Source organism: Phenylobacterium sp., assembly GCF_019636135.1.
Lineage (GTDB): Bacteria > Pseudomonadota > Alphaproteobacteria > Caulobacterales > Caulobacteraceae > Phenylobacterium.
Genome location: NZ_JAHBYD010000004.1, coordinates 148,047 through 168,255 on the forward strand (window position 1 = coordinate 148,047; position 20,209 = coordinate 168,255).

Sequence of the window (20,209 nt, forward strand, 5' to 3'; positions counted from 1 at the left end):
GTCTCACAGCTCAAGACGCCGGAAGGGGCGGGCGAATCACGCCATTGACACGGCCGGGCCGGCTGAGCATCTACCCGCGCTCTCGACGACGCGGGCGGCCTGGACAGCTTGGTCGCAGTTCGCGTTCACCCTTTCTGACGAAGTTTGGTGTATCAGGTCTTGTGGCCTGAAGGGACGATCTAGTCGAAATGAAATTCCTGACGTTCCTCTCGAATCTGCCCGACAACGTGCTCGGGCGGGCGCTTCGCGATGGCTACAAGCCCGCCGCCGTGGCGTTCATGTTCAGCCTGGTTTCGAACGTGCTCTACCTGGCGCTGCCGCTCTATACCTATCAGATCTACGGCCGGGTGATGGTCAGCCAGAACCAGGCGACGCTCTGGATGCTGACGCTGGTCACCCTGTTCGTGTTCGCCATCTCCAGCGTCATCGACGACTTCCGCGCCCGCATCCTGATCAACTACGGCGTGGCGCTGGACCAGCGCGTGTCGGGCCGGGTGTTCACGGGCCTCTTCGACGCCGCCGTGCGCGGCGACCCCGGCGCCCGCGCCCAGGCGCTGCGCGACCTCGACCAGTTCCGCCAGTCGCTGACGGGCATCGCCGCGGCCGCGTTCTTCGACGTGCCGTGGATTCCCGTCTTCCTGGTGGTCCTCTTCCTCATCGACCCGCTGGTCGGCGTCATCACGGTGGCGGCCGCCGCCGCGCTCTTCGCGCTGGCCGTCCTGCAGGCCCGCGCCACCCAGGGGGCGCTGAAGGAGGCCAACGAGGCGGCGCTGCGCAGCTACGGCTTCACCGACGCGGCGCTCCGCAACGGCGAGGTCGTGCGCGCCATGGGCATGCTGCCGACGCTCGGCCAGGCCTGGGCCCGCCACCGGCAGGTGACCATCGAACGCGGCGCCGCCGCGGCCGAGGCGTCGAACATGTACACCGACATCATCAAGGCGGTGCGCATGGGGGCGCAGGTGCTGATCATCGCGATCGGCGCCTACCTGATCATCGAGGGCAAGATCCACTCGGGCATGCTGTTCGCCAACATGATCCTGGCCAGCCGCGCCCTGCAGCCGATCGAGAAGATCGTGGGCTCGTGGGACCCGCTGAACAACATGGTCCGCGCCTACGAGCGGCTGAACAGCCTGCTGGCCAAGGCCGAGCCGCCCTCCTCGGCCACCGCGCTCCCGCGCCCGCTCGGCAAGCTCTCGGTGGAAGGCGTCAACTTCGCGCCGCCCGGCATGCAGCGCCTGGTGCTGGCCAACGTCAACTTCGCGGTCGACCCGAACGAGGTGCTGGGCGTGATCGGCCCCTCCGGCGCCGGCAAGTCGACGCTGGCGCGCCTGCTGGTCGGCATCTGGCGGCCGCTCAACGGCGTGGTGCGCCTCGACGGCGCCGACGTCTTCAGTTGGGACCGCGCCGACTTTGGCCGCCACGTGGGCTACCTGCCGCAGGACACCGAGCTGTTCGCCGGCACCGTGCGCAACAACATCGCCCGCTTCCGCGAGGGCGTCACCGACGAGGAGGTGGTGTCCGCCGCCCAGCTCGCGGGCGTCCACGAGCTGATCCTGCGCATGCCCAAGGGCTACGACACCGACGTGGGCGAGGGCGGCGTGGTGCTCTCCGCCGGCCAGCGCCAGCGCGTGGGCCTCGCCCGCACCCTGCTCGGCAACCCGGCCTTCGTGGTGCTGGACGAGCCCAACGCCAACCTCGACGCCGAGGGCGAGGACGCCCTGATGCGCGCCATCGACGCCATGAAGGCCAACGGCGCCACCGTGGTGATCATCAGCCACAAGCCGGGCGTGTTCCGCGCGGCCGACAAGATGCTGGTCCTGCGCGACGGCCGCGTGGAGCTGTTCGGCCCGCGCGACCAGGTCATGGCCCGCCTGGTGAAGGCCGCCCAGCCGCAGCCGCCGCAGCAGCAGCCGGTTCCGACGCCGCCGCCGACCGAGGTCCGCGCCGTGGAGGGCGGCCGATGAAGCTCGACCTGACGCCCACCCGCACCAGCTACGTCGCCCCGGTCTTCGGGGGCGACGACAAGGGGCCGCTGCCGCCCGAGCTCCAGCACCGCCTGAGGCGGCCGATGCTGGTCGGCGCCGGGGTCATCGGCGCGTTCGTCGTGGGCCTGGGCCTGTGGGCCTCGGTGAGCAGCCTGTCCACCGGCATCACCGCGACGGCCGAGGTGCGCGCCGACGCCCAGCGCAAGACGCTGCGGCCGCGCGAGGCGGGGATCGTGAAGCAGATCCTGGCGCACGAGGGCCAGTTCGTCCGCGCCGGCCAGCCGCTGCTGCTGTTCAACGACGTCGAGGCCCGGGCGGGCGTCGACGTGATGCAGAACCAGTACGACACCCTGGTCGCGCAGAACGCCCGCTTCTCGGCCGAGGCCCTCGGCAAGTCCCAGCTCGAACTGCCGGCCGAGCTGATGTCGCGGATGACCGACCCGCGGGTCGCGACGCTGATTCGCGACCAGCAGTTCCTGTTCACCAGCCGCCAGCAACTGTTCCAGAGCCAGTCGTCGGTGCTGGCCCAGCGGATCGAGCAGCAGCAGAGCCAGATCGAGGGCATCCAGGCGCAGCTCGACTCCAACAACGAGCAGCAGCGGCTGACCGAGGAGGAGCTCGCCGGCTACCGCAAGCTGAACGAGCAGGGCTTCGCGCCGAAGACGCTGATCCTGCGCTACGAGCGCACCCTGGCCGAGCTCGCCGGCCGCAAGGGCCAGCTCATTTCCGAGATCGCCCGCATCAAGCAGCAGATGGGCGAGACGCGCATGCAGCTCGCCTCGCTGCGCGACGAGCGCGAGAGCCAGTCGGCCGAGGGCCTGCGCGACAGCCAGGCGAAGCTCTCCGACGTGATCCCGCGGCTGACCACGGCGCGTCAGTCCCTCGCCAACACCGTCGTGCGCGCGCCGGTGGACGGCTATATCTTCAACCTCACCCAGTTCACCGTCGGCGGCGTCGTCGGCGGCGGCGAGGTGATGATGGACGTCGTGCCGTCGGGCGTGCCGCTCACGGTCACGGCGATGATCAAGCCGGAAGACGTGGACGAGGTCCATGTGGGCATGGACGCCAGGGTGAAGCTGACCGGGCTGAACCAGCGGTTCAACGATTCGCTGGACGCCAAGGTCTCGGTGGTCTCGGCCGACCGGATCACCAACGAGAAAAACGGGCAGGCCTTCTATCGCGTCGACCTGAAGCTCGCGCCGACCGAGCTCAAGAAGCTGAAGAAGGGCGTCCAGCTCACGCCCGGCATGCCCGCCATGGCCCTCATCGTGACGGGCAAGCGGTCGGTCATGGGCTTCATCGTTTCGCCGATCGTCGACACGCTGGAAGACGCCTTCCGCGAGGAGTAGGGGCGTCGGCGCCACACTCGAAACACCCAGGGATTCCCGAGGCTTTTTCAGGTTGCGTATTTGACAGGCTTCCGATACGTCTCCCCTTGGGCTCGTCTAACCTGACGCCGCAGCCGCATGCTATGGCGCTGGGATATTGGACCGCTGGGACTGCTCCATCGGGGATGGGGGTCAAGCGTGCCAGGGGTCCGTGTGACACAGACTGGAGAGACTAATGGCGACTTATTTCTTTGAGACGATCACCGACGCGCAGGCCTTGGCCTACGACAAGAACAACGACGATCTGGTGTTCGGCCAGACGGGCGAGCGCGCGAACACCACGACCGTTCGCTACAACGCGGCGACCGCGACGACCGGCCCGTCCATCACGCTGATTTCCGGCCTGACGGGCAAGACCGTCACGTTCTCGGCCGCTTTCGCCGGCGAAACGCCGATCTTCCCCGACAGCTCGCGGCTGTACGTGGGCGACACCGACAACAACGCTGTCGCGGGCACTGCGGCCGGCGATGCGCTGTATGGCGGCGCGGGTGACGACACGCTCACCAGCGGTGACGGCGCCGACCTGGTTCAGGGCAACGCCGGCAACGACACCATCGATGCGGGCGCCGGCAACGACACGGTCTACGGCGGCCAGGGCGACGACACCATCGAGGTCGGCGCGGGCAACAACTTCGCCCAGGGCAACCTCGGCAACGACACCATCACCTCGGGCAACGGCGCCAACACGATGCTTGGCGGTCAGGGCAACGACTCGATCATCGGCGGCACGGGCGCCGACTTCCTCAACGGCAACCTCGGCAACGACACCATCAACAGCGGCAGCGGCAATGACGTCGTTCTGGGTGAAGGTGGCGACGACTCGATCGTGAACACCTCGACGGCGGCGCAGAGCGTCAGCCTCGACGGTGGCATCGGCAACGACACCATCACCGTGACGGCGGCCGCGGCCTCCATCCTCGGCGGCGACGGCGACGACTCGATCGAGCAAAGCTCCGGCGCGCTGTCGGTCAGTTCGTTCATCCAGGGCGGCGTCGGCAACGACACGATCACCTCGGCCAACGTCGGCCGGGACACGATCCTCGGCGGCCAGGGCAACGACTCGATCTCCGCCACGAGCACCCTCGGCGACCTGCTGAACGGCAACCTGGGGAACGATACGATCGCGGCCGGCGGTGGCAACGACACCATCCTCGGTGAAGCCGGCAACGACGTCATCAACGCCGGGGCTGGCGACGACACGGTCGACGGTGGAGCCGGCAACGACTCGATCATCGCCGGCGCCGGCAACGACAACATCCTGGGCGGCGACGGCAACGACACGATCGAAGCCACGTCGGGCAACAACGTCATCGACGCGGGCGCCGGCAACGACGTCGTGACCGGCGGCGCCGGCAACGACTCGATCACCCTCGGCGACGGCGACGACTCCGCCAGCGGCGGGGACGGCAACGACGTCATCTCGGGCGGCAACGGCAACGACCTGATCGACGCCGGCGCCGGCAACGACGTCGTGACGGGCGGTGAAGGCAACGACACCCTCGTCGGCGGCGACGGCAACGACAACCTCGAAGGCGGTGGCGGCAACGACAACCTCAGCGGCGGCAACGGCGCCGACACGCTGAACGGCGGTGACGGCAACGACACGATCGCTGGCGGCGCGGACACGGACTTCCTCCGTGGCGGCAACGGCAACGACCTGTTCACCTTCGCCAACGGCGACTCCGGCGTGACCGCCGGCTCGCTGGACCAGATCCTGGACTGGGAGTCGACCGACGCCATGCACTTCGGCGCACTCACTGCGGCGACGGACGGTGTCAACTACATCGAGCTGTCGGCGACGAGCTACGACTCGGCGAAGCTCCTGGCGGACACCCAGATCGGCAACGGCAACGACTACGTCGTGGTCCAGGTCGGATCGGACGTGGTGGTGTTCGTCGACACGGCCGGCAACAACGGTACTGCGGAAGACGCGGTGGTGCTGGTGGGCCGTACGCTGGCGGACATCTCCGCGGCCAACATCATCGCCTAAGCTCGCTCGCGAGCCAGACGATCAAGGATCGGGCCGCCCTTCGGGGCGGCCCTTTTCTTTGGGCGCCCTTTTTCTTTGGGCAGAGGCCTTCCCCGGGTCCGGACTCAATAGAGTTAGCCCAGAATACAGTGTCATCCCGGCCGGAGGGCCGTATTCGGCCCGTAGAGCCGGGACCCAGGCAGGGCCATCGCATATGGATGCGGGCGGCCGAAAGGCCGTCAGTCGAACCGCAGAGATCGCGGAGATACGCGGAGAAGCTCTCCCACGATTGTCATCCCGGTTTCGCCGCAGGCGAAGACCGGGACCCAACCGTCCGGTGCTCTGAGGTTGTTATCTGGCCCCGCTGGCCAGGGGCCGGCCCCCAACCATCGACGCACCGGAGGGTTGGGTCCCGGTCTTGGGCTACGCCCAAACCGGGATGACAAACGGGGAGAGCTTCTCTGCGCATCTCCGCGATCTCTGCGGTTCATGACTCGGGCGGACGAGCCGCCCACAAGCCATATGCGATGGCCCTGGGGACCCAGGGGCTTCAAGCTCTGAGTCCGGCGCCCCTGGGTCCCGGCTCTCCGCTACGCTGCGGCCGGGATCCATATTTCCGCCGTCTCGCCAGGACCGCCCGCGCTTTGCGCGTCCCGCCGGCCGGGCTATGAGCCGTCACCGATGTCCAACGCCGCCATCTACCTCCACCCCAACGCCTTCGACACGTCCGGGGAGGCGCTCCTCGGGCGGCACTCGGCCGGCGAGAGCTTCCTGCGCGGCTTCGTGCGCCACGCCGACGTCGACCGTTTCCATTTCTGGAACGCCGCCGGCCGGCCGCAGGCGGAACTCGACGCCCTGGTGCAGCGCATCGAGGCGCCGGGGCGGCCGATCAACTGGATCGGCCAGACCGCCCGCGGCCGCCTCGCCGAGGCCGGCGCGCTCAACTATCCGTCGCCCGGCATCGACGCCGAGGCCTGGCGCCGCCGCGCGATCGGCCAGCAGCTCTACGCGCTGACCGGCATCACCCACACCACCGCCACCGGCCGCACCATGCGGATCATCGGCGACCTGCTCACCGCCCCGCTGCGGGACTACGACGCCCTCATCTGCACCTCGTCCGCCGTCCGCGGCGCCGTCGAGACCCAGCTCCAGATGGTGCGCGAGCACCTGGCCGAGCTGCACGGGCCCCGCCGCAGCCCCGAATTGCAGCGCGTCACCATCCCGCTCGGCGTCAACTGCGGCGACTTCCAGACCTCGCCGGCCGACCGCAAGCGCTGGCGCGAACAACTCGGAATCCCCGACGACGCCATCGTCGTCCTCTACGTCGGCCGCTTCCAGGTGAAGGTGAAGATGAACCCGGCGCTGATGGCCATGGCCCTCGAGCGCGCGGCGCGGCGCACCAGCAAGGAGATCTGGTGGGTCAACTCGGGCTGGATCGAGCCCGCCGGCACCGAGGCCGTCTACCACGGCGAGACCGCCAAGCTGTGCCCTTCGGTGCGCTATGTCCACGTCGACGGCCGCCCGGCCGACGTCCGCTTCTCGATCTGGTCGGTCGCCGACCTCTTCATCAGCTTCTCCGACAACATCCAGGAGACGTTCGGGCTCACGCCGGTCGAGGCGATGGCGGCCGGCCTGCCCTGCGTGGTCAGCGACTGGAACGGCTACAGGGACACCGTCCGCGACGGCCTGGACGGCGTCCGCATCCCGACCACCGCGCCCCGCCCGAACTTCGGCGGCGATCTCGCCTATTACTTCGAGAACGCCTGGATCACCTACGACAACTACGTCGGCGCCACGGCCCAGTACGTCGCCGTCGACCTCCAGAAGGCCGAGGAGGCGCTGCTCCGGCTGTTCGAGGACGCGGACCTGCGCCGCACGCTGGGCGCCCAGGCCCAGCGCCAGGCGCGCGAGGTGTTCGACTGGGCGGCGATCATTCCGCAGTACCAGGCGCTCTGGGCCGAGCAGGACGCCCGACGCCGCGCTCACCCGCCTGCGCCGCCGCGCGTCAACCCCTATCGGCCCGACCCCTACACCCTCTTCGCCGGCTACCCCACGCGCCACCTGCAGCCGGGCGACGTCCTGGCGATCAATCCCGGCATGGACTGGCCCGCCGCCAAGGCCCGCCTGGACGCGCCGATGGCCGCGTACAGCCGCTTCAACCGGCCGACCCCGGCCGAGTGCGAGACGGTGATCGCCTTCCTGGCCGAACACGGGGCGGCCCCCGTCGCCCGCCTGCGGGAACTGATCCCCGAAGGGCGCCGCAATTTCCTGGAGCGCGGCCTGCTGTGGCTGGCCCGGCACGACGTGGTGACGATCCACCCGGCCGCCTGAGGCCCGAAACGCGAAAGGCCGGACGGCCGATCTCGCGATCCGCCACCCGGCCAAAGCGACACAGCCATGGAGAGCTAGGCTGACGCCCGAAACCTAGCCGAAAGCTGCGCCACGGCAAAGGCGGTGGCGCATCACGAGTCGTTCAACGCCGTTGGCCCGAGCGCCAATCCACATTCCGCGAACGCTTCCCTGTGCGAGCCTTCCAGCCTCGGGGGCGCGTCAGCGCCGCTTCGATTCAACCACGGACCACACGGACCACACCGACGCGGCTGCTGCGCCCCGGAATCCGTCCGTGTGGTTCGTGTGGTCCGTGGTTCCAAATGAAGGCGCCTGCGGCGCGCAGCCGGCTCAGCTCGCGTGTCCTACAGCGCCACCTCGACACGGCGGCTGACGGCCACCTTGCCGGCGCGCCAGACGCGGTAGTCGCCCACGTAGCGCCCCTTGGGCCAGCCCGTGGCCGGCCGCCGCTTGCCGATGAGGTTGAAGTCCTCGGCGCGCCACCGGGCCAGCGGCGGGCGGCGCACCGTGGCCAGCGTGGTCCCGTCCGGCGCCTTCAGCGTCAGCTCCGCCTCGTCGCCCGGCAGCAGGCCGATGGCGCGGACGTAGAAGATCATCCACGGCGAGGCCGCGCCCGCGAAGGGCTCCACGGTCGCCAGCTCGACGTCGTCCTTGCTGGGCTGCACGGCGGTGAAGCCCGCGTTCAGCACGACGCCCTGCCGGTAGGCCAGCTTCGCCGCCGCGCCGGGCGTCCACAGCGACGCCTGGCGCGCGTTGCAGGCCGAGGCCGCATCCGGTGCGAACGGGTCGACCACCCGGTCGCCGTGGCGCACGTCGAAGTGCAGGTGCGGGAAGTCGCTCATGCCGGTGACGCCGACCTTCCCCAGCGGCTGGCCCGCCGCCACCGCCTGGCCCGGCTTCACCGTCACGCTGCCGTTCGCCATGTGGCAGTAGGCGGTCAGCCAGCCGCCCCCGTGGTCGATCGACACCGCGTTGCCGCAACCGTTGGTCGGGCCGGTGGAATGGCCGGGCGGCTGGTCGGGCACGCCGTCGCGGATGTAGCGCACCCTGCCCGCGGCGGCGGCGAGCACGGTCACGCCCCGCCGCTGGGCCGCCATGTCGGGCAGGCGGATGTCGACGCCGGTGTGCCCGTCGTAGGTCTCGGGCCCGCAGCGGTAATCGCGCGTTCCGGGGCCGGGATCGCGGTCGACGTAGTGCTGGATCTCGCAGGTCCGGCCGGGCTCGCAGGCGATGGGCAGGACGAAGGTCGGGGCGCCGGGCGGCGCGGCGGCGCTCAGCCCGAGGGCCGAGAACGCCGCCAGGGCGGGGAGGGCGAGACGGTGCATCGGCCGAGCCTCCTTCGGCGCGGGGTCGAAACTGTGGCCGCCACGGCGGCTTGCTCAATACCGCTCAACTCAATGCCGCTCATCCCGGCGAACGCCGGGACCCAGATGGAATGGCTCTTGGGCGAAGGCCGCGGGCTCTGAGGTCCTCCAACCAACCTCTGCACCTTTGGATCTGGGTCCCGGCATTCGCCGGGATGAGCGGAAGTTGAGCTAGCCGAAACGTATCCCCGTCGACGCCGCCAGCCGCTCGGCGTCGGCGGCATAGACGTGGCGCAGGAAGGTGACGTCCGCCGCGTCCGGCGCGCCGGCCTCGGGCCCCACGTGGCTCTCCCGCGCCGCCGGCGTCGGCGCGCCGTCGAGGCCCAGGAAGCCGCGCACCTGCGCCAGCGCCGCGCCGTGGTCGGCCCGCAGCGCGTCCGACGCCAGCACCAGCACCTGGTCCCTCGCGAACAGCCCCAGCGCCCGCTCCATCTGCTCGCCGTAGAAGCCGCGCTCGACGTAGCTGAATTCGCGGTGATGGCCCCAGGGTTCGGCGTCCAGCAGCCGCCGGCGGCCCTCGCGCACGCACCAGCCGAACGGGTTCGTCTCGACGCCGCGCGCCGTTTCCATGCGCCAGTGCGACCAGGCCCGCTCGACGGGGTCGCGCAGCACCAGGATCAGCTTCATCGCCGGATTGTAGGCCGCGATCCGCTCCAGGCTCTTCGGCCAGTAGGCGTAGATCGGCGTCGCCTCGCCCGCCGGCCGGCCCGCGACCCCATCGGGGACCTGGGGGAAGCGGGCGTGGTAGCCGTCATAGTCGGGATGGCTCCAGTCCTGCCCCTCGTCGTCGAAGAAGTGCAGCTCCTTCTCGGACGGCAACGCGACGTCGCCGTAGTCGCCGAGGTAGTCGAAGAGGGCCGTCGTGCCGCCCTTCTGCACGCCGGCGACCAGGAAGTTCACGAGCGGGGCGGGGCGCGGCGCGGCCATCGCTTCCCATCCCGCGCGGCGGCCTTCGGGGCAAGAGGCTTTGGCCGGCGCGCGGCGTCCGTTAAGAGGGCCGCATGAAGACTGTGATCCTGGCCGGCGGCCTCGGCACGCGCATCTCCGAGGAGAGCCAGTTCAAGCCGAAGCCGATGATCGAGATCGGCGGCCGGCCGATCCTCTGGCACATCATGAAGCTGTATTCGTCCTACGGATTCAACGACTTCATCGTCTGCCTGGGCTACCGCGGCTATGTGGTGAAGGAGTATTTCGCCAACTATGTGCTGCACAATTCCGACCTGACCGTCGACCTGAAGTCGGGCGACGTCGAATACCACGCCACCAAGCACGAGCCCTGGAAGGTGACCCTCGTCGACACCGGCGCCGAGACCATGACGGGCGGGCGGCTGAAGCGGGTGGCGAAGTACCTCCCGGCCAACACCCCCTTCTTCATGACCTACGGCGACGGCGTCTCCGACGTGGACCTGAAGGCGCTGGCCGAGTTCCACAAGGGCCACGGCAAGGCCGCCACCATCACCGCCGTCGCCCCGCCCGGCCGCTTCGGCGCGCTGGAGATCAACGACGGCCGCGTCGACCGCTTCGTGGAGAAGCCGCCGGGCGACCAGGGCCTGATCAACGGCGGTTTCTTCGTGCTGAACCCGTCGGTCATCGACCGCATCGACGGCGACCCCACCATCTGGGAGCGCGAGCCGCTGGAGGGCCTTGCCGCCGACGGCGAGCTGATGTCGTACCGCCACGACGGCTTCTGGGCCGCCATGGACACGCTCCGCGACAAGAACGTCCTCGAGGCGCTCTGGGCCTCCGGCGAGGCGCCGTGGCGGCGGTGAGCGGGGCGGCGCTGAACCCGGCCTTCTGGAACGGCAAGCGCGTCCTGCTCACCGGCCACACCGGGTTCAAGGGCGCGTGGGCGGCGATCTGGCTGACCCGGCTGGGCGCCCGGGTGACCGGCGTGGCGCTGAAGCCCGACCAGAAGCCGAACCTGTTCGACCTGGCCGGCGTGGCGGCGCTGATCGACGCGCAGGTCGCCGACATCCGCGCGCCGAAGGCGCTCGACGCGGCGCTGGCCGGCCGCGAGTTCGACCTCGTGCTGCACATGGCCGCGCAGGCCATCGTGCGGACCTCGGTCGAGGACCCCATCGGGACCTTCGCCACCAACGTCATGGGCACGGCCAACCTGCTGCAGGCGCTGCGGCGCCAGCCCGCCCTGCAGGCCGTGCTCGTGATCACCTCGGACAAGGTCTACGCCAACAACGACGCCGGGACCGCCTTCGTCGAGGGCGACAACCTCGGCGGCAAGGACCCGTACTCGGCCTCCAAGGCGGCCGCCGAGATCGTCGTGCAGAGCTTCGCCAGGAGCTACTTCCCGGCCGTCCCGGTGGGCTCGGCCCGCGGCGGCAACGTGATCGGCGGCGGTGACTTCTCCCGCGATCGCCTCGTGGCCGACATCGTGCGCGCCGCGCGCGGCGGCGAGGCCGTGGTGCTGCGCCATCCCGAGGCGACGCGGCCGTGGCAGCATGTGCTGGACTGCCTCGCCGGCTACTTCACCCTGATCGAGGCGCTGGCCACCCGGCCCGACGCGCCCCGCGCGGTGAACTTCGGCCCGCGGCCCGGCGGCCCGGAGGTCACCGTCGGCGAGCTCGCCACGCTGGGCGTCGAGGCGCTGGGCGGCAAGCCCTGGGTCCACCGGCCCGACCCGGCGTCGCTGGAGGCCAGGGCGCTGGCCATCGACGCCGGACTCGCCAGGCGGGCGCTGGGCTTCGAGAGCCGCCTCGACGCGCCGCAGGCCGTGGCGCTGACCATGGACTGGTACGCCCGCGAGGCGGCCGGCGAGTCGCCGCTCGGCTTGTGCGTCGAGCAGATCGAGGGCTACGAAGCCCTCGCCAATCGAGACCTCGGATGACCGCCCCCACCTGCCGCTTCTGTCGGGCGCCGCTGACGCGCACCTTCCTGGACCTGGGCCTCCAGCCGCTGGCCAACAGCTACCTGACGCCCGAGCAACTGGCGGCGGGAGACGAGCCGGTCTTCCCGCTCCACACCCGCGTCTGCGACCGCTGCTTCCTGGTGCAGGCCGACCACGACGTGCCGGCCGAGGCGATCTTCGACGCCGGCTACGCCTACTTCTCGTCGTTCTCGCCGGGCTGGGTCGAGCACGCGCGCCTCTACGCCGAGGCGATGACCGAACGCTTCGGCCTGGGGCCGGACTCCCTCGTCGTCGAGGTGGCCAGCAACGACGGCTACCTGCTGAAGCACTTCCTGGCCAAGGACATCCCCGTCCTCGGCATCGAGCCCACGGCCAACACCGCCGAAGCCGCCCGCGCCGTCGGCGTGCGCACCGACGTGGTGTTCTTCAACGCTGAAACAGGCGCGAACCTTGCCGCCCGCGGCGACCGCGCCGACCTGATGGCCGCCAACAACGTCCTGGCCCACGTGCCCGACCTGAACGCCTTCGTCGCCGGCTTCCCCCTCGTGCTGAAGCCGCAGGGTGTGCTGACCTTCGAGTTCCCGCACCTGCTGAACCTCATCGAGAAGGTGCAGTTCGACACCATCTACCACGAGCACTATTCCTACCTCTCGCTGGTCGCCGTGGAGCAGGTGCTGAACGCCCATGGCCTGCGACCCTTCGATGTTGAACTTCTGCCGACCCACGGCGGCTCGCTGCGCCTCTTCTGCTGCCACCGGGCCTCCGGCCACGAGGAGACCGACGCGCTCCGGGCCCTGCGGGCGACGGAGTCCGCGGCCGGCCTCGACCGCATCGCGACCTACGAAGGCTATGCGGCCCGCGTCGAGGCCGTGCGCGACAGCTTCCTCGCCTTCGTCCGCGACGCCCGCGACGACGGCAAGGCGATCGCCGCCTACGGGGCGGCGGCCAAGGGCAACACCTTCCTCAACTACTGCGGCGTCACCCGCGACGACATCGTCGAGGCCTACGACATGAACCCCGCCAAGCAGGGCCGCTACCTGCCGGGCAGCCACGTGCCGGTCCGCAGCCCCGAGGCCGTCCGCAAGACCCGCCCCGACTACGTCCTGATCCTGCCCTGGAACCTGAAGGACGAGATCACGACGCAGCTTTCCTTCATCGCCGACTGGGGCGGCCGCTTCGTCGTGGCCTCGCCCGAGACCCAGGTGCTTCAAGGTTGAAGTTCTCGCGCACCAAGCTGGCCGGCGTCTTCCGCGTGGCCGCCGAGCCGCACCGCGACGCGCGCGGCGCCTTCGCGCGCCTGCACTGCCCGGACGAGTTCGCCGCCGCCGGCGTCGCCTTCGCGCCGGCCCAGACCAGCCTCTCCTGCAACCCGCACGCCTTGACCCTGCGCGGCCTGCACTACCAGGCCGCGCCCCATGCCGAGGCCAAGCTGGTGCGCGTCACCCGCGGCCGCGTCTTCGACGTGGCGGTCGACCTGCGGCCGGGGAGCCCCACCCATCGCCAGTGGATCGCCGAGGAGCTGTCGGCCGACAACCTGATGGCGCTCTTCATCCCCGAGGGCGTCGCGCACGGCTTCCTGACCCTGGAGGCCGACACCGACGTGCTCTACCAGATCGCCCCCGCCTACCGCCCCGGCCACGACGCCGGCGTCCGCTGGGACGACCCGGCCTTCGGCGTCGCCTGGCCGCACAGGCCGTCGTTGATCTCGGATCGCGACGCCACCTATCCTGACTACGATGCTTAAGGTCGACCCGACAGCGCGCATCTCGAAGCTCGCCGACATCGAGGACTCCGTGCGCGGCAGCCTCATCGAGATCGGGCCGCGCGTGATGATCGACAGCTTCGTGAAGATCAAGCCGGCCGGCGGCTCGGGCGACGTGGTCATCGGGGCCGACACCGCCATCAACTCCGGCACCGTCATCTACACGGGCAACGGCGTCAGGATCGGCGAGGGCGTGGCGATCGCCGCCAACTGCACGCTCGCCCCCACCAACCACGCGATCGCCGACCGTTCGCGCATGATCCGGGACCAGGGCTTCCAGCCCTCCAGGGGCGGCATCGTCATCGAGGACGACTGCTGGCTGGGCTCGGGGGTGGTGCTGCTGGACGGCGCCGTCCTGCGCAAGGGCTGCGTGATCGCGGCCGGCGCGGTGGTCCGCGGCGAGGTCGAGGCCTACGCCATCTACGGCGGCACGCCCGCGCGGCGCATCGGGGCGCGCGGCGAATGACGGTCACCGTCCTGGGGGGCGCAGGCTTCGTGGGCGCCCGCCTCACGGCCCGGCTCCGGGACGCCGGCCTCGATCCCTGGGTCCCGGCCCGCGGCGACCCCGACCTCCTGGCCCGCGACCTCGGCACGGTCTTCTACTGCGCCGGCCTCACCGCCGACTACGACCGCCGCCCGTTCGACACCGTCGAGGCGCATTCCACGCTGGTGAGCCGGATCATCGAGGCGGGCCGCTTCGACAAGCTCGTCTACTGCTCGTCGACCCGCCTCTACGACGGCCAGCGCAAGGACGTCGTCCACGAGGCCGAGCCGCTGGTCCTCGATCCCGCCGACCCGCGCCGCGTCTACGACCTCTCCAAGGCGCTGGGCGAGAACCTGACCCTGGCCCGCAGCGGCGGCCGCGGCGCGGTCGCACGCCTCTCCAACGTCTTCGACTGGGAAGACGGCGCGCCGGGCTTCCTCTCCGAGTGGCTGATCGAGGCGCGGGCCAACCGCGACCTCGTCCTGCAATCCAGCCCCAACATCGCCCGCGACTACATCCACCTCGACGACACGGTCGCCGCCCTCATCGCCATCGCCGAGCGCGGGCAGGGGATCTTCAACGTCGCCGCCGGCCGCCTCACCACCAACGCCGAGATCGCCCGCGTCTTCGAGGCCAGGGGTTTCTGGGTGAAGTTCACGGGCGACGCCAATCCGCCTGCGCCCCCCAACGCCGCCGTCGAGCGCCTGGCCGGCCTTGGCGTCGCCGCGCGGCCGGTGGAGGATGTGGTCGCCGCCTATCTGGAAGGGCTTCCCGCTTGAAGCTGCTGGACCACACCCGCGAGAGCCTGATCGGCTACCTGACGGCCCAGTGCGCCGCCATCGCGCCCGACGGGCGCGAGGCCGCGTTCCGCGCCGCGGTCGACGCCCACCTCGACGAGGCGCTGGAGCGGATGCACCATTGCATCAACGCCTGCGCCCCCTGGCGGCCCGACCAGTTCAACGTGCTGCAATCCTCGCAGCACTGCATCTTCCTCTACTACCTCGCCAACACCATGTACCGGCGCTCGAACGAGACCGCCGCGGCCACGCGCCTCTTCCTGATGAACAAGGCGCTGAACGGCATCGACCTCTTCTACGAGATCGCCATGCCGCCGGTGTTCTACATCGGCCACTCGGTCGGCATCGTGCTCGCCAAGGCCACCTACGGGAACCACCTGGTCCTCTACCAGAACTCGACCGTGGGCCGGCACAAGGACGAGATCCCGGTCATCGGCGACCGGGTGGTGATCTACCCCAACTGCGCCGTCATCGGCCGCTCGGTGATCGGCAGCGACTCGGTGCTGAGCCAGGGGACCAGCGCCATCAACAAGACCGTCCCCGAGGGCGTCATCGCCTTCCGCTCGGGCGGCGCGGACCTGGCGTTCCAGCCCCGCCCGGACGACCTGCTGCAGGAATACTTCCGGCTCTAGGTTTTTGTCTTGTCGCGCGTTTATTCCGAAAACCGGCTCCCACTTTTCGGAACGCGCTCTAGCCGCCGCGCACGGCGTTCCACATCGTGTCGTAGAAGTCGCGGGCGAAGTCGGCGGTGCGGCCCAGGGGGCCCGCACGGAGATCGGCGCGCAGGGTGGCCCTGAGCGTACGGCGGCGCCCGGCGTCGGCCGCGAGGCGGGTCGCGATCCCGACGTAGCCGTCCACGTCCCGCGCGCAGAGGTCGCCCAGGCCTGCGTTGGTCAGGATCGAGTAGCTCAGCCGCTCGTAGAACGCCGGCCCGACCAGGCTCACCACCGGCACGCCCATCCAGAGGCTCTCGGTGGTGGTCGTGCCGCCCGTCAGCGGGAAGGTGTCGAGGCTCACGTCCATGTCGCCGTAGTGCGCGAGGTGGCCGCCGCGCACCACGCGCCAGACCAGCCGTTCGGCGCCCACGCCCTCGGCCGCGAACGCCGCCGCGATGTTGGCGCGGAAGGCCGCCGAACCCGCTTCGGGCCGCAGGACCATGAACCGGCTGTCCGGGACCGCGGCGACGACCTTCGCCCAGGCGTCGAGCGTGCCGGGGTTGTACTTGTAGGGGTTGTTCGCCGTGCCGAAGGTCACGAAGCCGTTCCGGGCGCTCGGCGGGTCGGCGGCCACGGCCGGCTCGTCGGTGAAGACGTGCTCGCCGAGGGTGATCCAGCTCGTCGGCAGCGTCAGCGGCTGCTCGATCATCAGCTCGGGCCGCTCAGGCGCATTGAGGGGGTCGCAGACGAACCAGTCGACGCAGGAGAGTCCCACCGAATGCGGGTAGCCGAGCCAGCTCGCCTGCCTCGGCGCCGCGCGAAACGCCATCACCTCCACGCGGTTGAACCGGGTCGATCCGCCCAGGTCGATCAGCAGGTCCAGCCCGTCGTCAGCGATCGCCTGGGCCGACGCGCGGCTCTGGAGCCCGTCCAGCAGGCGCACGGTCGCCGTCTGCGCCACCTGCGTCTTCACGGGATCGTCCCGTCCGGGGTGGTGCGAATAGACGAACAGCTCGAAGCGCGGGTCGCGGTGGGTGAAGAGCGGCAGGGCGAAGTAGCCCACCGCATGCCGGCGCAGGTCGGACGACAGGAACCCCAGGCGAACCTTGCCGTCGGCCGCCCGCGCCCTGGGCCGCGCCACCGGCGCCCCGGCCGCCCAGGTCTCGGTCCTGCGCCCCCACATGCGGTGCTGTTCGAGGAGCTCCAGCCGGTCGGCGTCGCTCGCCACCCGGGGGATCTGCTCCAGGAACGCCGAATGGCGGCCGCTGCTGGCGAACGCGCGGCCCATCTCGCGGAAGCCGCCCACCCGCTTCACGGCCTCGAAGTCGCAGGCGCGGGCCAGCACCTCGCTCAGGATCTTCGCGCCGGGATCGGTGTTCCGCGGCAGGGCCTCGAGCGCCAGCCGATAGGCCTTGTCCAGGCTCGCCCCCTCGGTCGGCGAGCGGTCGCGGGACAGCCCCTCGGCGAGCGCCAGCGCGTAGCCGGAGTCGTGCGGCGCCCGATCGTGGGCGATCTGCAACTCGGCGTTGGCGGCCCTGCGGTCGCTGTCGGCGATCAGCCGGCCGCGCTCGTAATGCGTCCAGGCCGCGCCCGGGATGAGCGTCTCGACGGCGTCCAGGAACCCCTGCGCCTCGGCCCGCCGGCCCGTCCGGCGCAGCAGCGCCGCCTTGGCCTCAAGAAGCCTCCGCTCGGTCGGTTGCCGGCGGATGCCGTCCTCCAGAACCGTGACGGCGTCGGCCGGCAGCGGACTGTTCGTGAGCAGTGTGGAGAGGTCCAGCCGGATGTCGACGTTGTCCGGGTCCATCGCGAGCGATGATCGGACCGCCTCGGTCGCCGCGGGGATCCTGTCCTGCTGCCAGAGCGCGCGGCCCAGCCGCCAGACATGTCCTGGTTCGGCGGGATCGAGCCGCATCAGCTCGCGATAGACCTCCTCGGCCCTCGCGCTTCGCCGCGCGTCCATCAGGGCGTTGCCGAGGTTCTGCAAGGCGGCCGGGAACCCGGGCCGCATCGCGACCGCGGTCTCCAGCGCCGCCACCGCCTCCGGCAGCCGCTTCAGGCGGCGCAGCGCCACGCCGCGGGTGTTGGTCAGGTCGTAGTCGCCGGCGTGGGCCGTCAGCCCCTCGGCCGCGCGCCGCTCGGCGTCCTCCATCCGGCCCAGGCCGAAGAGTTGCGCCGCCAGCATCCGCCACACGACGGCCGGCTGCGGCCCCTCGGCGATCGCCGCCTCCAGCTCGGCCACCGCGGCCTCGCGCCGTCCCGCGGCGGCCGCCGCCTTCGCCGCCGCCAGCCGGTCGACCATCAGCGTCGTTCGGTCAACGCGCGATGGACCATGTCGTAGAAGTCCTTCGCGAACTGCTCGGTCTGGCCCAGCGGGCTCATGCGCAGCGTGTCGCGTATGGTCCTGCGGATCGCGCGCCGCCGTTCGGTGTCGGCCGCCAGCTTCAGGGAGATCGCCTGGAACTCGTCCAGGCTCGTCGCGCAGAGGTCGCCCAGGCCGGCGTTGTTGAGGATCGAGTAGCTCAGCCGCTCGAAGAACGCCGCGCCCACCAGGCTCACGACGGGCACGCCCATCCACAGCGTTTCGGTCGTGGTCGTGCCGCCCGTCAGCGGGAAGGTGTCCAGCGTGATGTCGACCTCGTTGTAGAGGGGCAGGTGCGCGCCACGCACCACGTGCCAGACGAGCCGGTCCGCGCCCACGCCCTCGTGCGCGAACTCCCGCTCGATGTTGGCGCGGAAGCTCGCCGATCCGCCTTCCGGCCGGATGAAGGCGAAGCGGGAGTTCGGCGTGGCCTTGACCACTCGCGCCCAGGCCCGCAGCAGCTCGCTCGTGTACTTGTGCGGATTGTTGGCGGTCCCGTAGGTGACGAAGCCATTGCGGTCCTGCGGCAACTCCTCGCGGATCTCGATCGCGTTGGAGAAGAAGCGCGCGCCCAGCGCGATCCAGCTCTTGGGCAGCAGGAGCGGCTTCTCGACCAGCAGTTCGGGCCGTTCCGGCACGTTGTAGGGGTCGCAGACCAGGTAGTCGATCGTGTCCAGCCCCGCCGAGTGCGGATACCCCAGCCACGACGCCTGGACCGGGGCGGGCCGGTAGGCCATCACCTCCAGCTTGTTCATGTGGGTCGACCCGCCCAGTTCGATCAGGATGTCGAGCTGGTCCGCGGCGATCTTCTCGGCCGCCTCGCCCACGCTGATGTCCGGCCACCAGCGATAGCCGGCGATGCGGCTCGTGATGTACTGCTGGGCGGCGTCCTCCTTGCCCAGGTTGTACGAGTAGACGAACACCTCGAACCGCTCGTTGTCGACATGGTCGAACAGCGGCATCGCGAAGTAGCCGACGGGGTGCTGGCGCAGGTCCGACGACATGAAGCCCAGCCGGATCTTGCCGTTGCCGGCCCTGGGCGGCGGGCGCTTGATGGGCCGGCGCGCGGCCCCCTTCTCCACATCGCGGCCCCAGATGCGGTGCTGCTCGATCAGCTCCAGCCGGTCCTCGTCGCTCTGGACGCGCGCGAGCTGCTTCAGAAGCGCCGTGTGGCGACCGGTCGAGGCCCAGCCGCGGCCCAGGGTCTTGAAGTCGCCCACCGCGTCCATCGAGTGATAGTCGGCCACGCGGACGAAGACCTCGGTCATGATCTTGGTGGCGGCGTCGCCGAACTCCCCCTTCCGCGGCAGCAGCGTGAGCGCGAGCTGGTAGGCCTCTTCGATGTGGCCGCCTTCGTCGCCCAGCCGCGTGCGCTCCAGGCTCTCGACGAGCGCGACCGCGTAGTCCAGCCGGTCGGGCTCCAGCTCGACCGCGCGGCGCAGGTGCGCGTTCGCCTTCTCGCGGTCCCAGTCGGCCACCAGGAGGCCGATCTGGCAATGCAGCCAGGCGGCGTCCGGGTTGGCCGGCAGAAGCTCGGTCAGGAACTGTTCGGCCCGGCGCATCTGGCCCGAGCGCCGGTACATCAGCGCCCGGCCTTCCAGCAGCCGTTGGTCGCCGGGGTTGGCCGCCAGCGCCTTGTCCAGCGCCGCCTCGGCCTCGGCCGTCCGGAACTCCTCGTTCAGCGCGCCCACCATGTCGAGCCAGGCGTCGACGTTGTCCTTCTTCAGGCTGATGGCGGTGCGGAAGCGGGTCAGGGCCGGCTCGATCCTGGCCTGCTGGTGCAGCGCGCGGCCCATCTGGCGCTGGTACTCGGCGTTGCGCGGGTCGATGCGCACGAGCTTGCTGAACATCGCCTCGGCGCGTGCGCCCTCGCGCAGGTCGAGCAGCACGTTGCCCAGGTTCTGCTGGGCCGCGGCGTTCTTCGGGTTGAGCTTGATGGCGGCTTCGAGGATCGGCACGGCCTCGGCCTGGCGCTTCGCCTTGCGCAGCAGGACGCCGTAGGTGTTCAGCAGGTCGTAGTCCTTGGGATGGCGCCTGGCGCCCTGGGCCCCGATCGCGGCGCCTTCCTCGAACCGGCCCGCGCCGTAGAGGTTGGCGGTCAGCACGCGGTAGACCTGCGCGTTGCGCGCCGGGTCCTCGGCGACGGCCGCGAGCAGGTGCTCGATCGCCTCGTCCCGCCGCCCCGCGTTCAACGCCGCCTGCGCCGCCTGCAACCGATCGCTCATTCCGCGCC

At 70.5% G+C, this 20,209-nt stretch carries 15 protein-coding genes; 11 read left to right on the plus strand and 4 right to left on the minus strand.

The window, feature by feature from the left end; translation table 11 throughout:
- Window positions 1-188: 188 nt before the first annotated feature.
- The 4 genes from KF737_RS04430 to KF737_RS04445 all read left to right on the plus strand — a co-directional run bounded on the left by KF737_RS04430 (window position 189) and on the right by KF737_RS04445 (window position 7,673).
- On the plus strand, window positions 189-1,964 hold the full coding sequence (locus KF737_RS04430) for a type I secretion system permease/ATPase (RefSeq protein WP_296450751.1): 1,776 nt from the start codon (window positions 189-191) through the stop codon (window positions 1,962-1,964).
- Window positions 1,961-3,334 carry an HlyD family type I secretion periplasmic adaptor subunit gene (locus KF737_RS04435; RefSeq protein WP_296450752.1) on the plus strand — a complete coding sequence of 458 codons (1,374 nt, stop codon included), beginning with the start codon at window positions 1,961-1,963 and terminating at the stop codon, window positions 3,332-3,334. The genes KF737_RS04430 and KF737_RS04435 overlap by 4 nt, the downstream gene beginning before the upstream one ends.
- A gap of 214 nt (window positions 3,335-3,548) precedes the next feature.
- Window positions 3,549-5,363, plus strand: a complete 1,815-nt coding sequence (locus KF737_RS04440) for a calcium-binding protein (protein ID WP_296450753.1) — start codon at window positions 3,549-3,551, stop codon at window positions 5,361-5,363.
- A 660-nt stretch (window positions 5,364-6,023) separates the two neighbouring features.
- Window positions 6,024-7,673 carry a glycosyltransferase family 4 protein gene (locus KF737_RS04445; RefSeq protein ID WP_296450754.1) on the plus strand — a complete coding sequence of 550 codons (1,650 nt, stop codon included), beginning with the start codon at window positions 6,024-6,026 and terminating at the stop codon, window positions 7,671-7,673.
- Between the two features lie 362 nt (window positions 7,674-8,035).
- On the opposite strand, the gene KF737_RS04450 is transcribed toward KF737_RS04445, so the two are convergent.
- Together KF737_RS04450 and KF737_RS04455 are read right to left on the minus strand one after the other, a co-directional pair.
- Window positions 8,036-9,016, minus strand: coding sequence for a M23 family metallopeptidase (locus KF737_RS04450; RefSeq protein ID WP_296450755.1), 981 nt, complete (start codon window positions 9,014-9,016; stop codon window positions 8,036-8,038).
- Between the two features lie 210 nt (window positions 9,017-9,226).
- Complete coding sequence (locus tag KF737_RS04455; protein WP_296450756.1) at window positions 9,227-9,982, minus strand: sulfotransferase domain-containing protein; 756 nt, start codon at window positions 9,980-9,982, stop codon at window positions 9,227-9,229.
- Between the two features lie 74 nt (window positions 9,983-10,056).
- Between KF737_RS04455 and rfbF the strand changes: the two genes are divergently transcribed.
- From rfbF to KF737_RS04490, 7 genes are read left to right on the plus strand one after another with little or no spacing between them, the layout of a single operon-like run.
- Window positions 10,057-10,824: a glucose-1-phosphate cytidylyltransferase gene (gene rfbF / locus KF737_RS04460; RefSeq protein WP_296450757.1), complete on the plus strand. Its 768-nt coding sequence runs from the start codon at window positions 10,057-10,059 to the stop codon at window positions 10,822-10,824.
- Window positions 10,812-11,897: a CDP-glucose 4,6-dehydratase gene (gene rfbG / locus KF737_RS04465; protein WP_296450758.1), complete on the plus strand. Its 1,086-nt coding sequence runs from the start codon at window positions 10,812-10,814 to the stop codon at window positions 11,895-11,897. The genes rfbF and rfbG overlap by 13 nt, the downstream gene beginning before the upstream one ends.
- On the plus strand, window positions 11,894-13,135 hold the full coding sequence (locus KF737_RS04470) for a class I SAM-dependent methyltransferase (protein WP_296450760.1): 1,242 nt from the start codon (window positions 11,894-11,896) through the stop codon (window positions 13,133-13,135). Before rfbG ends, KF737_RS04470 begins: the two co-directional genes overlap by 4 nt.
- On the plus strand, window positions 13,132-13,662 hold the full coding sequence (locus KF737_RS04475; RefSeq protein ID WP_296450762.1) for a dTDP-4-dehydrorhamnose 3,5-epimerase family protein: 531 nt from the start codon (window positions 13,132-13,134) through the stop codon (window positions 13,660-13,662). The genes KF737_RS04470 and KF737_RS04475 overlap by 4 nt, the downstream gene beginning before the upstream one ends.
- Window positions 13,655-14,146, plus strand: a complete 492-nt coding sequence (locus KF737_RS04480; protein ID WP_296450764.1) for a DapH/DapD/GlmU-related protein — start codon at window positions 13,655-13,657, stop codon at window positions 14,144-14,146. The genes KF737_RS04475 and KF737_RS04480 overlap by 8 nt, the downstream gene beginning before the upstream one ends.
- Window positions 14,143-14,943, plus strand: a complete 801-nt coding sequence (locus tag KF737_RS04485) for an NAD(P)-dependent oxidoreductase (protein ID WP_296450766.1) — start codon at window positions 14,143-14,145, stop codon at window positions 14,941-14,943. The genes KF737_RS04480 and KF737_RS04485 overlap by 4 nt, the downstream gene beginning before the upstream one ends.
- Window positions 14,940-15,593: a hypothetical protein gene (locus tag KF737_RS04490; protein ID WP_296450767.1), complete on the plus strand. Its 654-nt coding sequence runs from the start codon at window positions 14,940-14,942 to the stop codon at window positions 15,591-15,593. The genes KF737_RS04485 and KF737_RS04490 overlap by 4 nt, the downstream gene beginning before the upstream one ends.
- 58 nt (window positions 15,594-15,651) lie before the next feature.
- On the opposite strand, the gene KF737_RS04495 is transcribed toward KF737_RS04490, so the two are convergent.
- The gene (locus KF737_RS04495) at window positions 15,652-17,916 is read right to left on the minus strand and encodes a glycosyltransferase family 41 protein (RefSeq protein WP_296450769.1); all 2,265 of its coding nucleotides are present in this window, start codon (window positions 17,914-17,916) and stop codon (window positions 15,652-15,654) included.
- Entirely contained in the window at window positions 17,916-20,201 is a 2,286-nt protein-coding gene (locus KF737_RS04500; RefSeq protein ID WP_296450771.1) for a tetratricopeptide repeat protein, read from the minus strand. The genes KF737_RS04495 and KF737_RS04500 overlap by 1 nt, the downstream gene beginning before the upstream one ends.
- Between the last annotated feature and the right edge of the window lie 8 nt (window positions 20,202-20,209).

Bases quoted from the DNA above. Each gene is read 5' to 3' on its own strand.
- KF737_RS04500 (WP_296450771.1), bottom strand. From the start codon at position 20,201: ATGAGCGATCGGTTGCAGGCGGCGCAGGCGGCGTTGAACGCGGGGCGG.
- KF737_RS04450 (WP_296450755.1), bottom strand. From the start codon at position 9,016: ATGCACCGTCTCGCCCTCCCCGCCCTGGCGGCGTTCTCGGCCCTCGGG.
- KF737_RS04480 (WP_296450764.1), top strand. From the start codon at position 13,655: ATGCTTAAGGTCGACCCGACAGCGCGCATCTCGAAGCTCGCCGACATC.
- KF737_RS04470 (WP_296450760.1), top strand. From the start codon at position 11,894: ATGACCGCCCCCACCTGCCGCTTCTGTCGGGCGCCGCTGACGCGCACC.
- KF737_RS04440 (WP_296450753.1), top strand. From the start codon at position 3,549: ATGGCGACTTATTTCTTTGAGACGATCACCGACGCGCAGGCCTTGGCC.
- KF737_RS04495 (WP_296450769.1), bottom strand. From the start codon at position 17,916: ATGGTCGACCGGCTGGCGGCGGCGAAGGCGGCGGCCGCCGCGGGACGG.
- KF737_RS04445 (WP_296450754.1), top strand. From the start codon at position 6,024: ATGTCCAACGCCGCCATCTACCTCCACCCCAACGCCTTCGACACGTCC.
- KF737_RS04455 (WP_296450756.1), bottom strand. From the start codon at position 9,982: ATGGCCGCGCCGCGCCCCGCCCCGCTCGTGAACTTCCTGGTCGCCGGC.
- KF737_RS04435 (WP_296450752.1), top strand. From the start codon at position 1,961: ATGAAGCTCGACCTGACGCCCACCCGCACCAGCTACGTCGCCCCGGTC.
- KF737_RS04430 (WP_296450751.1), top strand. From the start codon at position 189: ATGAAATTCCTGACGTTCCTCTCGAATCTGCCCGACAACGTGCTCGGG.
- KF737_RS04485 (WP_296450766.1), top strand. From the start codon at position 14,143: ATGACGGTCACCGTCCTGGGGGGCGCAGGCTTCGTGGGCGCCCGCCTC.
- rfbF (WP_296450757.1), top strand. From the start codon at position 10,057: ATGAAGACTGTGATCCTGGCCGGCGGCCTCGGCACGCGCATCTCCGAG.